Source organism: Desulfatibacillum alkenivorans DSM 16219 (assembly GCF_900142135.1).
Lineage (GTDB): Bacteria > Desulfobacterota > Desulfobacteria > Desulfobacterales > Desulfatibacillaceae > Desulfatibacillum > Desulfatibacillum alkenivorans.
Window position 1 is genome coordinate 15558 of record NZ_FQZU01000039.1, and the last position, 12852, is coordinate 28409.

General features: G+C 56.3%; 10 protein-coding genes. 4 read left to right on the forward strand and 6 right to left on the reverse strand.

Translation table 11 applies throughout. The features are described 5' to 3' along the window. Positions 1-13 precede the first annotated feature (13 nt). From BUE18_RS22260 to BUE18_RS22270, 3 genes are read left to right on the forward strand one after another with little or no spacing between them, the layout of a single operon-like run. The gene (locus tag BUE18_RS22260) at positions 14-934 is read left to right on the forward strand and encodes an MBL fold metallo-hydrolase (RefSeq protein WP_073478368.1); all 921 of its coding nucleotides are present in this window, start codon (positions 14-16) and stop codon (positions 932-934) included. Between the two features lie 58 nt (positions 935-992). Next, positions 993-1580: a response regulator gene (locus BUE18_RS22265; protein ID WP_073478369.1), complete on the forward strand. Its 588-nt coding sequence runs from the start codon at positions 993-995 to the stop codon at positions 1578-1580. A gap of 38 nt (positions 1581-1618) precedes the next feature. Then, positions 1619-2062: a hypothetical protein gene (locus BUE18_RS22270; RefSeq protein ID WP_073478370.1), complete on the forward strand. Its 444-nt coding sequence runs from the start codon at positions 1619-1621 to the stop codon at positions 2060-2062. A 160-nt stretch (positions 2063-2222) separates the two neighbouring features. On the opposite strand, the gene BUE18_RS28065 is transcribed toward BUE18_RS22270, so the two are convergent. After that, entirely contained in the window at positions 2223-3152 is a 930-nt protein-coding gene (locus BUE18_RS28065; RefSeq protein ID WP_073478371.1) for a hypothetical protein, read from the reverse strand. Positions 3153-3310: 158 nt separating this feature from the next. Then, entirely contained in the window at positions 3311-4702 is a 1392-nt protein-coding gene (locus BUE18_RS22280; RefSeq protein WP_073478372.1) for a DEAD/DEAH box helicase, read from the reverse strand. A 176-nt stretch (positions 4703-4878) separates the two neighbouring features. Between BUE18_RS22280 and BUE18_RS22285 the strand changes: the two genes are divergently transcribed. Next, positions 4879-5451: a chalcone isomerase family protein gene (locus BUE18_RS22285; RefSeq protein WP_073478373.1), complete on the forward strand. Its 573-nt coding sequence runs from the start codon at positions 4879-4881 to the stop codon at positions 5449-5451. 404 nt (positions 5452-5855) lie between these two features. On the opposite strand, the gene BUE18_RS22290 is transcribed toward BUE18_RS22285, so the two are convergent. The 4 genes from BUE18_RS22290 to BUE18_RS22305 form a co-directional block, all read right to left on the reverse strand. Then, positions 5856-8225 carry a PAS domain-containing sensor histidine kinase gene (locus BUE18_RS22290; protein WP_073478374.1) on the reverse strand — a complete coding sequence of 790 codons (2370 nt, stop codon included), beginning with the start codon at positions 8223-8225 and terminating at the stop codon, positions 5856-5858. 221 nt (positions 8226-8446) lie between these two features. After that, positions 8447-8968: a cobalamin-dependent protein gene (locus tag BUE18_RS22295; RefSeq protein ID WP_073478375.1), complete on the reverse strand. Its 522-nt coding sequence runs from the start codon at positions 8966-8968 to the stop codon at positions 8447-8449. Beyond that, a complete protein-coding gene (locus BUE18_RS22300) occupies positions 8949-9770 on the reverse strand; it encodes a phosphoribosylformylglycinamidine synthase subunit PurQ (protein ID WP_073478376.1) in 822 nt (273 codons plus the stop codon). The genes BUE18_RS22295 and BUE18_RS22300 overlap by 20 nt, the downstream gene beginning before the upstream one ends. Then, positions 9767-12763: an AIR synthase-related protein gene (locus tag BUE18_RS22305; protein ID WP_073478377.1), complete on the reverse strand. Its 2997-nt coding sequence runs from the start codon at positions 12761-12763 to the stop codon at positions 9767-9769. The genes BUE18_RS22300 and BUE18_RS22305 overlap by 4 nt, the downstream gene beginning before the upstream one ends. Positions 12764-12852 lie beyond the last annotated feature (89 nt).

Below are 12852 nucleotides of genomic sequence, written 5' to 3' on the forward strand. Positions count from 1 at the left end.
GTGTTGAAATATCATGGAACCGCAGCGCATTACTCCGGAACTTACCCTGATACCCTTGGATCAACCCACGTTGCGGGGGTTTCATACCTTTATCAGCGCCTGGCTGTACCAGGGGGACGTCACGTTTTTGGTGGACCCGGGGCCCGCATCAACCGTTCCCCTTTTAGTCCAAACCCTTGAAAAAATGAACGTCACGCGCCTGGACGCCTTGCTCCTGACCCACATCCACATCGATCATGCGGGCGGCGCCGGCGATTTTTCCCGGAGCTTTCCGGATACGCCTGTCGTGTGCCACCCCAAGGCCGTTCCGCACATGGCCGACCCGGAGCGCCTGTGGCAGGGCAGCCTGAAAACCCTGGGGGACACGGCCAGGGCTTACGGTCAAATCCAGCCTGTCCCGGAAAAAAATCTGGTCAGCTCCGATGATTTCGCGGACCTGGGCGTGAAGGTGATCAACACTCCCGGCCACGCGGTGCATCATATCAGCTATCTCAAAGACGGCGTCTTGTTCGCCGGAGAGACCGGCGGGGTCCGGTATGAAGTTCCCGGCAAAGGCGTATGGATCAGGCCGGCTACGCCTCCCCGTTTTTTGATGGAAATAAGCTGCGGCAGCATGGACGCCCTCATGGAAACGCCGCACGATATATACTGCTACGGCCATTACGGGGCCGTAAGGGGCGCTGGCGCCTCCCTGCTGGCCGCCCACAAGGACCAGGTCCTATTGTGGGCGCAGATTATTGAACGGGAAATGGCCGTTTCCAGCGAGGACCTGGAAGAACGGTGTCTGAAAAGCCTGCTGGCCCAAGACCCCGGCCTGAGGCTTCACCCCCACTTGCCCGGCGACGTCAAGGAGCGGGAAAAAGGGTTCATGTTTAACAGCATCAGAGGGATTGCAGGATATCTTCGCGACCGCCGGAACGCGGCCGCTCAGTAATTGCAGGCCATGCGCCCGGCCATGCTAAACAAGGCGCGAAAGCAAGGGGTTGTACGTCATGCCGAAAAAGTCCATTCTACTTGTAGACGACGACGTCTTTGTTCTGCACAGCATCGGCGACTTTTTGGCGGCTTCCGGGTACACCATCACCGCAATCAGCAATCCGGCCCAAGCCCTGGGCCTTTTGTCCGAGCAAAAGTTCGACCTCATCATCACCGATCTGGTCATGGGCGTGGTGGACGGCATCGCCATCCTGCGCAAGGCGAAAAAAACCTCCCCCCTGACCCAGGTCCTTATCCTTACCGGATACGGCGACATGCCTTCCATCATCGAAGCCATTCGTCTGGAAGCGGACGATTACCTGCTCAAACCCTGCGAAATGGAAGAAATTCAGTTTAGGGTGGAAAAGTGCTTTGAATCCCAGGAGGAGCAGCGGAAAATCAAGGCTTACGAAAACTACCTGCCAGTGTGCGCCGCGTGCAAAAAGGTCTGGGACCGCCAAGGCGGGGAAGATAAAAAAGGCGCCTGGGTTTCGGTGGAGCATTACCTGTACACCAGAGCCAAAATGAACGCCTCGTCCACCTATTGCCCCGACTGCTTCGCCCGCGCCCAGGAAAAGCTGGAAAAGGAATTCGAAAACAACTAACCCCAGGCCTTGAAACCGGAAAAGGGCGAACCTCCGCCATGAAAACAAGGCTTATCATTTTTCTGTTTCTCCTCGCCGCACTCCCAATGCCGGCGAACGCCCAAGACCCGGCCTCCCAATTCATCCGCGCCTATCATTTGGTCTCTCAGGATAAAATTCCGCTTTTTTTCGACGTCTGCGGAGCTTTTGTCTCCATAACCCTGGCGGAAGAGGAACGGGACCGGCCGGGGAATTCCCTAGTCATTTACCGGGAAACAGGATACGGCCCCATGCTTTTGGAACTGGACGCCGACGTAATGGACGGCGTGAAAATGGATATGCGAGAGTCCTGGAAAAACGGCGGCTCCGGGCATAAACGGCATGAGGCCATCCCGCCGATCAAATCCCACAGCCCGGAAAATCGCGGCTCCAGCACGCTGGTCATCCAATCCCGGCCGGAGGTCCCTGAAGCGGGGATTGCGTCTGAGGATATAGAGAATTAAAGGAAATGGATGCGTGAACAAAATCGGCTGCAAAAAGGAACTCAAACACCTGCACAGACCCTCATCCAAAAGGGTCGAGGAGGTCGCGGTCCCCAAGATGAACTTCCTGATGGTCGACGGCGGAATACGGGGGGGCGGTCGCCGGACCTTTGACCAAAAGCTATTTGGCTTTTTTCTTTTTCTTGGCGGGGTTGGGCGCGGGCGGAGGCTCAAGGGCTTGTTCGGCGTTTTCCTCCCCAGCCTCTTGCGGCGCCTCTGCTTTCGGTTCCGGCGGCGCGGGAAGGATTTCCCGGGCTTTGGCCTCTTCCTCCTCCATCTTCTGTACGACCTCGGCGATGTTGTATGCGTAATCCATCATTTTTTCCATCTGGTCGCTGTGCCTGCCAATGACCTTGTCCAATTCCTTGCGGATGAGTTTGGCGTGACGCTGGTTGTCCATCCTGTCCAGCCAGGAGTCCAGGCAGGCCAGGGAAAAAGCCAGGTCTTCGGCGTTTTTATCCACCAGGGCGGCGACGGCCTTTTTCAAAAATCCCTGCTGGCTTTTCATGAGCGGCAGGCTGAAGATAATCAGGGCCAGGAGCATGCCCGGAACCGCCATGTACCATGTGACTTGAGGCAATAGATGCCAGGCGGCGCCGATTCCGGCGATTGCCAGAACCATGAGGATGGAGAAAACCACGGACATTTTTTCAAAGCCGGATTGGAATCCCACTTTGACGTATTGGGCGTCCAGGTGCTCGAACTGTTTTTTCACCTTGCCGGCGAAAATTTCTTTCCGAAGCTCTTCCGGAGACTTGGGCGGCGGGCCGGCTTTTTTCGGCTGCTTTTTGGGGGCAGGCTGACCCTGGGCGGACTTTTCCTCCATAACCAGGCATTCGGCGCCCAGTTGGGCGAACACATCCTTGAATTTTTTGGCGGCCTCCAGGTCCATGTTTCTTTTTACGGCGACGGGCCTGCCCGAAAACATTTTATCCACCCTGGCGTCCTGCATATTAAACCGCAAGGCCACGTTGTTCCTGACGTTGGCGATGTTGTGGCCTGGCAGCGCTTTTCCCGTAATAACAACCATGTATTTGATATTTTCACTCATTGAAGCAGCCCTCTTGATATCAAGGTCCCGAGCAGTAGCAGTTCCGAAGCTGATCGAATTTACGGAAGGTTCCGTCCGATTGGACACCTATCATACCACAAAGAACCCATTACTCCAACATATGGATTGTCATGGTCTGCACGGCTTTTTGCAAGGTATTATGAGCAGAATCGCAAAGGGCTTTGCCCCTTCAGGCCCAACTGGCGATAGGCCTCCATGCGGGATTGAAAAGAGGCCTGTAAGACTCCGGGCTTGTCCACGTAGTCGAACACCGCGGCTTGCTCCTTGCCTTTTTGGGCTCTGAGCACGCGGCCGACGACCTGGAGCACCCTGCCCGTGAACTTGACCGGCGTGGCCATGAACAGGGCCGAAAGCGAAGGGCAGTCAAAGCCCTCCCCGATCAACTGGATCGTGGCCACCAGAATGTCCACCTCGCCTTCGTTGACCTGCCGCACGATTTCCTTGCGTTTGATATCCGGCAGATCTCCGGTGAGCACGCCCACCCTGGCGCCCTTGTCCGCCATGAGCGCCGCCAGCTTGCGGCAGTGGCTTTTCCGGTCCGAGACCACCAGGGCGGTCCCGCTCCCCTGGCAATGAAACTCCACGGCGTCGCGGGCGATGAGCCTGTTTCGGTCTCCGTCGTCCACCAGAATGGAAATCATCTGGTGGTAGTCATCCTCGTAGGGATAGTCAAAGTTGGTTTTGCGCACCACCAGTTTAGCCCGGGAGATTTTCCCTTTGTCCTGAAGGTCCATGGGGTTGACTTCGCAAACCGGGTCCCCGATGTACATGGGAATGAGCGGGGTCAGGCCGTCCCTGCGAAAAGGCGTGGCCGAAAGCCCCAGCATGTATTTGCTGTCAAAGGCCTTGACCGCCACGGTAAAGCTGCGGGAGGGAATGCGGTGGCATTCGTCCACGATCAAATGGCCGGTCTTTTTTTTCATCTGAGCGGCGCATTTATACAGCGAGTTGACCACGCAGATGGTCAGGCTGCGGTCAAACTGCTTTTTGCCGTCCCCGACGAGGCCGATGTCCTGCTCCCTGATGTCCAGAAAATCCAGGGCCCGCTCCTTCCACTGGTAGAGCAGTTCCTTGGTGTGGACGATGACTACGGCGGGCTGGGCCCGTTCGCTGATGCAGTATAAAGCCAGGATGGTTTTTCCCGCGCCTGTGGGCATGCGGGCCACGCCGAACCGGCGGGACAAAATGCGTTGGGCGGCCTCCTGTTGAAATCCATACAACTCCCCCATGAATCCGTACTGGACTTCCGGCAGTTCGCGGGTTTCATCCACCATTTCGTAGTCGAGGCCGGAGCGCGACAGCCAGGTGAGCAATTGCCTGGCGAACCCCCTTGGCATGGATGTTACGTCCCCCCGCTTCCAATAATATTGGAGGTGTTTTTTCACCCCGTAATTGTACCTGCCGAACTTTTGATTTTCCAGCCAAACCGGATTGACTAGCGTCAACCTGCGCTTGAGGAACGCCTCCAACTCCGGGTCAAGAGGCCCTTTTATCCGGATTGTCGAACTGATTTTTATTTGGATTTTCATAGCCGCTATTTCCAATGATTCTCGGCCATGAGTTAGCATTGACCGGCATGCTTGTAAAGCGCGGTAAGGTTGTGCTTGACTTTAAGCCGGTTCTGGATTCAAATGGAGTGGTCCTAATTCCTACCTGGACGGGGGTTTCTATTCAGTTTTATTTCGTGAACAAAAAGGAGAGGATTATGAAGAGGATTGTTATTGCAGTGCTGGTTTTGCTTATGGCTGCTCCATTTGCCATGGCCAAGGATTTTGGGGGAGCGGAAATTCCCGACACTGTAACCATCGAGGGGGCCAAGCTGACCTTCAACGGCGCGGGCATACGGAAAAAGCTCAAGTTCGTCAAGGTCTACGCCGCCGCATTGTTCCTGGAGAATAAGAGCAGCGACGCGGAAAAGATTTTGAACGCCGACGAACCCATGATGATCCGCATGGTCTTCATCCGCGGCAAGATCACCCCTCAGCAGCTTATCGACTCCTGGAACGAAAGCTTCACGGCAATCACCAACAACAACACCGCGCCCTGGCAGGAGCAAATCAACAAGTTCAACGCCTGCTTCGCCGTTGACACTGTGGAAGGCCAGACCTACGACATGGCCTACCTGCCCGCAAAGGGCCTGGTGGTTTACCTGGACGGCAAGGAACAAGCGACCATCCCCGGCAAGGAATTCAAGAACATGGTGTTTTCCATCTGGCTGGGCAAAGGCCCCATGGACGGAAACATGGAAGACCTGAAAGAGGACATGCTGGGCAAATAATCGTTTATTCAGAAATTCAAAAAGCCGGGGCGTCCTCTTTGGGCCTCCCGGCTTTTTTTATCTAATAATGATCTAATCCGGATCAAAAGGCAACCGGTTAAGTTTGGCGGAAGGCCTATGAAAAAGGCTGTTATTACCTCCCTGCAGTCATTATAAAATGACTCTGGGTCCCCGTTTCCGGGATTGCGTCACGATGATTGCATAACTGCCGCAATCATCCCGCCGCCTCCCTTCACGGGGATGACGAAAAACGTCGGCCTGAAATCACGATCGCCCTTTGTATTTAAAAGAACCCAACAAGGTCGTCATCCCCGCAAGGGTGATCCGCTTTATGGGATCTCCCGCAAGCGGGGACCCAGCGTCATAGTCCTTGTACCAAATTGGATGGCGTCTATTGGATTTAACTACTCGTCCAGCACTTCCCTGATTTTTCGCCCTAAATCAATAATGTTGGCGGGCTTGCTCAAAAGGGCCTTGACGCCAATTTTCTCCACATCGCTGGAGGACGCCATTTCCGAGTATCCCGTGAATAAAATAATAGGCAGGGAGGGCTTTATTTTATGCATTTTTTCAGCCAGGACCAGGCCGGTCATCTTGGGCATGGTCAGATCCGTAATGACCAGGTCATAGGACTCGGGCTCCTGGAAAAAAGCGTTGCAGGCCTTTTGGCTGTCCAAAAAACAGGTCACCTTGTATCCCAGCCTGTGGAGCATCTGGGCCAGCATTTTAACAATGGCATCTTCATCGTCGACGATCAAAAGGCGTTCGCACCCTTTGGGAACCGGGGAAATATCCTTTTCCACAAAATCCCCCTGGGTGATGGGGATGATGGGCAGGTATACCTTAAAGGCGCTCCCCTTGCCCACTTCCGATTCCACGCTGATATGGCCCTTGAGTTTCTGCACGATGGCCAACACGGAGGCCAAACCCAGGCCAGTGCCTTCCCCGGCGATTTTGGTGGTGAAATAGGGCTCGAAAATGCGTTCGATCACATCCTTGGAAATGCCGCACCCCGTGTCCTGAACCGTCAGCCTGGCATAGTCTCCCGGGGCGATTGGCAACACCGGCTCTCCCTGGCTCGGGTTAATATGCTCTTCAACAAGGCTGATATCCAGCAGCCCCCCTTGATCCATCATGGCGTGATAGGCGTTGGTGCATAAATTCAAAAGCACTTGGTGAATTTGGGTCGGGTCAGCCAGAATCATCCGGCATTTTCTGGAAATTTTCGGGGTGATCTGGATTGTGGAGGGCAGGACCGCCCTGAGCATGCGCAGCACGTCCTCCAAAACCGACTGGACGGCCACTGGAACCACTTCCTGCTCCGTGGGCCGGGAAAAGGAAAGTATCTGCTGCACCAGATCCCTGGCCCGGTACGCGGATTTTTCAATCTCCTCCACGTTTTTGTACGGGATGGATTCCGGCGTCAGATCGTCCTTGAGCATTTCCGCATAACCCAGGATAGGATACAGAATATTGTTGAAGTCGTGAGCTATGCCTCCCGCCATGGTGCCGATGGCCTCCATTTTGCGGGATTGTATGAGCTGCTTTTCCAGCCTTTCCTTTTCCTCAATGGCCAGTTTGGTGGGGGTGATGTCTTCCAGAAAGTTCTGAAAGCCAACAATCTCGCTCGAGGAGTTGGACGCGTCGCTGAACACAAGCTGGGGAATGGTTCGCAGCCATCGAATTTCCCCGGAGGCCGTCACCACCCGAAGGACGTAAGGCTTCACTTCCTTCCGGGTGGTTAGGGCCTGGTTTCTCTGCTGATGCATGAGCGGCAGGTCTTCAGGGTATAGTATGGGAAGAAACGACGAATTTTTCCAGTCGCGCAGGTCGTAGCCGGTGACCTCCTCAATTTTTTTATTGGCGTACACAATCTCCCCGTCCAGGTTGGTGATCAACATCCCAATGGGAGCGTTTTCCACAAAATCCTTATACTTCGCCTCGCTTTGGGCCAGTTGCAGAACGGTCATCTTGGAGTCGGTCAGATCCGTATGATGCCCGATGAGGGCGATCACCCGGCCCTCGGCGTCCGTAATGCCGTCCGCCTGCAGATCCACGTGAATAATCTGACCGCTTTTGGTGCGCATCTCCACCTCGCCGCTCCAGAATTCTCCGTTCTGAATGGTCTCGAAGACTTCCGCCGCCTGCTCCTGGTTGTTGTACAGGGATTGGGGGCTCTTATTGCGCAACTCTTTCAGGCTGTACCCGAACATGCGGGAAAAAGCCTCGTTATGATAAAAATGCCTGCCGTCGGGGTAAGCCATGCCCACGGCGTCTTTGCTGCCGCGCACGGCGGCTTTCAATCGAAGCCGCTCCATGTCGTCCTGACGCCAGGGAGGAGGATCGGAAAGCAGAGCGACCAGGCTCTTCAGGCCTTCTCCGTTTTTTACGGCTTGCAGCCTGGCGGAGCATGAAATGCCTTCGGCGCCTTGTCTATGAACGACGACCGGAAGCGAGGCGCAGTCCGCCCCCCCTTGTTTCGTCCTTTCAAGAAATAATCCCAGGGAATTGGAATCAATGCTGAACAAGCCCCGAAGATTGGTCATGCCCACAAGTTCCGAATGGGAAAACCCTGAAAGCCTGCAAAACATCCGGTTCACCCTTGCGATGCAAGTCTTTTCCAGATCGACTTCCACATACGCCATGGGAATATTATCAATGTCGCAAAGAGATCCCAGGGCGTGAAGCAGCCCCTTTTCCTGGGATTCCCGGAGGCCGGAGGGCTCGGGCGGATCGTAGGCGTTCTTGTTGGTTGTTTCAGGCCGTCGTCCCACAGATTCCCTCCGTATCGGCGATTAAAGCGGCTCTTTTCATGACACTTAAAGCAAGGCAATGGTTTTGAAAACCAAATAGACTACAACTATAAAGCGATTAAGGATGATCAATCAAGAGTGAATTTAGAAAATTTGCACAAAAGACCCTGTATGCGGCATGGTTTATTGCCTTTAATAATAAATAAATTCAGTTCTCCTGGTTTTGATGAAAGGAAAGGTTATTATTTGAGGGATTTCAACAGATACTGCAAAAATGCCAGGGCGTCCTTGGCAACATAGTCCACACCGGCTTCTTCAGCCAGGTCAGGATCAAAGAGAAAGGCGGCGCCTCCGGCTATGAACAGGGCGTCTTCGGGGATGGAGCGCCCAATGCGTGCGGCGTCTTCGCCCGAAAACTGCTGCAGGACGGTCAGGCCCAGAACGCGGGCCTTTTTGTCATGACAGGCCTGGATGATCTTGTCAGGAGGCTGGAGAAGGCCGAGTTCAACTAATTCCAGGCCGGCGGCCTCGGCGTATTGATGGATGAGGTCCAGGCCGTGGCCCATGGCGTCGTCCAGGGTGGCGGTCACCATGACGGGAGGAGGGTTCCACAGGCCGGGGATATTGTTCGCCCGCTTCCAGTCCAAAATGGCCTGAATCCCTTTCTCCATCTGGAGGCGGGTGGCTTTTTTGTTATGGAAGCAGGCGATCAGGGAATCCAGTTTGCCCCTTAATTCTGAGGGGCTACTGGTTTTCCCGGACATAATTCACACCGTTGATAAAAATTTGAAGGCCGGGGGACACGGCGTCGCCCATGGCCTCGCCCTTGCGCTTTTTTTCTTCCTTGATCCGGGTCCACTGGGGATGGTTGGAATAATGCACCGTGGCTTCCGGATGGGGCATGAGCCCGAAGATGCGCCCCGTGGGGTCGCAGATGCCGGCGATGTCGTCCACGGACCCGTTGGGGTTTTCCGGGAACTTGCCGTTGGCCGGAGAGCCGTCGGCCAGGGCGTAGCGCAAGGCCACCTGGTTGTTTTCCTGCAGGCGTTTGATCACCGCGTCTTCCGCGTACAGCTTGCCTTCTCCGTGGCGCACGGGCAGGTCAAAGGATTCCAGCCCCTTGGTAAATACGCAGGGGGATTTTTCGTTGGGTGCAAGATACACCCAGTCGTCCCGGAAGTTGCCGGAATCATTGTAAGTCAGCGCGACGCTTCGGGATGTGTAGTCATTGTCAAAACCGGGCAGCAGGCCAAGATTGACCACCGCCTGGAACCCGTTGCAAATGGCGATGACCAGCCCGCCTTTGCCCACGAATTCCAACAACTGGCCGCCCAGGTTGTTTTTCATTCTGGTCGCCTGAATGACGCCTGCGCCGTGATCGTCGCCCCAGGAAAAGCCGCCGCCGAAAGCCAGGATTTGAAAATCCTCCAGGCGCTCCTCGCCGGCGATCAGGCTGTTGATGTGAACCCGCACGGGCTCGGCGCCAGCCAAAGAAAAGGCGTTTGCGGTTTCGTGGTCGCAATTCAGGCCGTATCCCGTAAGGACGAGCACCCGGACCTTTTTCATATCAAACCTCCAAAGCGTTTTTTCCACGCATCTTTCATGTCCTGCACTTCCGTACGGATGATTTCATCGCCGCCCAGGCCCTTAACGGAAAGAACCGGAGCCTCCACAACCTGGCCCACGCAGGCCGCGGGCAGGCCGGCGAAAATTTCTTCAAACCGCTCTTTGTCCGAAGGCGCTACGGTGAGAATGAACCGGCCCGCGCTTTCGGAATACAGCAGCGCATCGTCCCTGTCCGCGCCCTCGGCCGGAACCTTGGCCAAATCCAGGTCCAGGCCCAGGCAGCCGGCCATGGAGCACAAGGCCAGGTGCACGGCCAGGCCGCCGCGGTACACGCCGCGCACCGAGGCGGCGCAGTCCTCGGTCATGGCTTTGTAAAGGGCCTTGTACAGGGCCATATTGGCTTTAGCGTCCACTTTGGGGACGTTCAGGCCCAAGTGGCCGAGGTGTTCGTAATACTCCGAGGCGCCCAACTCGTTCTTGGTCAGCCCGGCGATGTAAACCAGATCCCCCGGCGCCTTTACATCCATGGTCTTGCAGTGAGCCACGTCGTGGACCAAACCGGTGGTGGTGAACTGAAGCGTTTCCAGGGCCGAAACCTTGTGCCGCTCCCCGTAGCGTCCGGGCAGGTGCCCGTCCACGTACATGCTGTCCTTGCCTGAAAGCAGGGGCAGGTCGTAGGCGTTGCATAAATCCCTCAAGGCCAGGCACGACCGGACCAGTTGGGCCGCCTTGTGCTTGCCGTCGGGGTTTTGTTTTTCGTCGAAAATAATGGTGGGCCAGCAAAAGTTGTCCACCCCGCCGATTTGTTCGGGATCCGCGCCTACGGCCAGGACTCTCCGCACGGCTTCGTCCATCACGCATGCCGTCATATGATAGGCGTCAATGGCCGAGTAGGCGGGCAGCACGGCCTGGGAAATGGCGATGCCGCTTTCCGAGGTCAGCACCGGGCGATACACGGCGCCGTCGCTGGGCGTGTCCCGCTCCTTGCCCACCAGGGGCTTGATGGCGCTGGTTCCCTGCACTTCGTGGTCGTACTGCCGGGTGATCCATTCTTTGGAGCAGATGTTGGGCCGGTCAAGCATGTCCAGCAGCAGCATGTTATGATCCGCCGGGGCGGACAGCACCGGCTCCTTCAGGCCGCGCAGCTCGGGCGGAACCCATTCGGCCTCGAACTCCCATTGGGGGAAGGCCGCCGTCAGCAGATCCATGTCCACGTAGGCGCAGGTTTCGTCCTTGTATGTGATGTGCAGCTTGCCGGAATCCGTGTAAGTTCCGATGACCGTGCATTCCACAGCGTGCTTTTTCGCCAGGGCGAAAAATGCCTTTTCATGCTCCGGCTTGATGGAAACGGTCATGCGCTCCTGGGATTCGGACACCCAGATTTCCCATTGATCCAGGCCGTCGTATTTAAGGGGAACCTTGGCCAGGTCCACCTTGCAGCCGTCGGAAAAGCGGGCCGATTCGCCCACCGAGGAGGACAGGCCGCCGCCGCCGTTATCCGTGATAAAGGCGATGAGTCCCTGGTCCCTGGCTTCCAGCAAAAAGTCGTGCATCTTCTTTTGCGTGTATGGGTCGCCTATCTGAACGTGTCCGGCCGGGGTGTGTTCGGAAAACACCTCGGACGAGGCGGTCACCCCGTGAATGCCGTCCTTGCCGACCCGGCCGCCGCACATGACCACCAGCTCGCCGGGGGAGGTGGTTTTTTCTTCGGACGGGCCGCCGTCCACCTTGGCCGGCATAAGGCCCAGGGCGGTGACGAACACCAGGCATTTGCCCAGGTAGCCGGGGTCAAAGCAAACCTGGCCGAAGGCCGTGGGAATGCCCGATTTGTTGCCGCCGTCCTTCACGCCTTCGATGATGCCGTCCAGCAGACGCCTGGGAGTGAGGCGGGGCTTCAAGTCGCCGTCGTAGTCCCGGGGGCCCACGCAGAACCCGTAGGTCCCGGCGATGAGCTTGGAGCCCTTGCCCGTTCCCATGGGGTCGCGGTAAACGCCGACGATGCCCGTAATGGCGCCGCCGTAGGCTTCCATGTTGCTGGGCGAGTTATGGGTCTCTCCGGTGATGGAGTAATAATGGTCGTCGTCGAATTTTCCCACGCCCGCGTTATCCCACAGCACGGATATCACCCAGGGCTTTCGGGCTGCAATGGCTTTGGTGGGATCGCTGATGCAGGATTTGAACAGGTTGTCCATGACCATTTTTTCGCCCGTGGCAAGGTCCGTATAAAAGAATTTGCCGCCGAAGGTGTTATGGTTGCAATGGTCGCTGCGCGCCTGGGAGATGTATTCCAGCTCCACGTCCGTGGGCTCGGAAAGCCCCACTTCCTTGCGGGCTTCCAGGACGTCCTCCCGGAGAAAATAGGAGCGGATCGTGGGAATGTCGTTGGGGTTGAGCGCCAGGTTCCGTTCGTCGGAAATGCGCATAAGCTCTTCATCGCTGGAAATGGAAACCGTGGACACCGAAGGCTCGTGGTCCAGCTTAACCTTGGGGATGACGACGCCCACTCCGGTTTTGGGGTCCCACTCCTCCTTGCTGAACACCTTCCATTGCTGAATAATGTCGTTGGCCAGGATTTCCTTGGCGATTGTCTCCATGTCCCGCCGGGTCAGGCCTTTTCCCTTGCAGCAATAGCGCATGCTGGTGTACACGGCCTGATCCTTGGTGAATTTCAGGCCGAACAGGTCTTCAATGGCCTCTACGGCCGTGGCGCCCGGGTTGTCCCTTACGCCGGGCCTGTAACCCACCCAGATCACCCAGTCAAAATCGATTTCCAGGGGGGCGTAGCTTGAGACCTGAATCACCGGATTAGTAAAGATTTCCGTGCGAAGCCGCTCCAACTGGCCGTCCGACAGGTCCGCGTCCAGGGTCAGGATGTTTACGGACCGGACGCTGTCCAGGGCGATGCCGAAATAGCTCTTGGCTTTTTTGGCCACCCCGGCGCCGTGGGCGTCGATCAGTTGCGGTTTCAGACTGATTTCAAGGCATGAGGGCATGACATGAATCCTTTGTTTTATTAGATAGATAATCGCCTGGGGCCAAAATGGAACAGTCCAGGCGTCAAAAACATTGTCTATAAAGCCCT

What these genes read in the sequence shown, in the direction of transcription:
- BUE18_RS22270 (WP_073478370.1), top strand. Translation starts at nt 1,619, where the DNA reads ATGAAAACAAGGCTTATCATTTTTCTGTTTCTCCTCGCCGCACTCCCA.
- BUE18_RS22260 (WP_073478368.1), top strand. Translation starts at nt 14, where the DNA reads ATGGAACCGCAGCGCATTACTCCGGAACTTACCCTGATACCCTTGGAT.
- BUE18_RS22265 (WP_073478369.1), top strand. Translation starts at nt 993, where the DNA reads ATGCCGAAAAAGTCCATTCTACTTGTAGACGACGACGTCTTTGTTCTG.
- BUE18_RS22305 (WP_073478377.1), bottom strand. Translation starts at nt 12,763, where the DNA reads ATGCCCTCATGCCTTGAAATCAGTCTGAAACCGCAACTGATCGACGCC.
- BUE18_RS22285 (WP_073478373.1), top strand. Translation starts at nt 4,879, where the DNA reads ATGAAGAGGATTGTTATTGCAGTGCTGGTTTTGCTTATGGCTGCTCCA.
- BUE18_RS28065 (WP_073478371.1), bottom strand. Translation starts at nt 3,152, where the DNA reads ATGAGTGAAAATATCAAATACATGGTTGTTATTACGGGAAAAGCGCTG.
- BUE18_RS22280 (WP_073478372.1), bottom strand. Translation starts at nt 4,702, where the DNA reads ATGAAAATCCAAATAAAAATCAGTTCGACAATCCGGATAAAAGGGCCT.
- BUE18_RS22295 (WP_073478375.1), bottom strand. Translation starts at nt 8,968, where the DNA reads ATGTCCGGGAAAACCAGTAGCCCCTCAGAATTAAGGGGCAAACTGGAT.
- BUE18_RS22300 (WP_073478376.1), bottom strand. Translation starts at nt 9,770, where the DNA reads ATGAAAAAGGTCCGGGTGCTCGTCCTTACGGGATACGGCCTGAATTGC.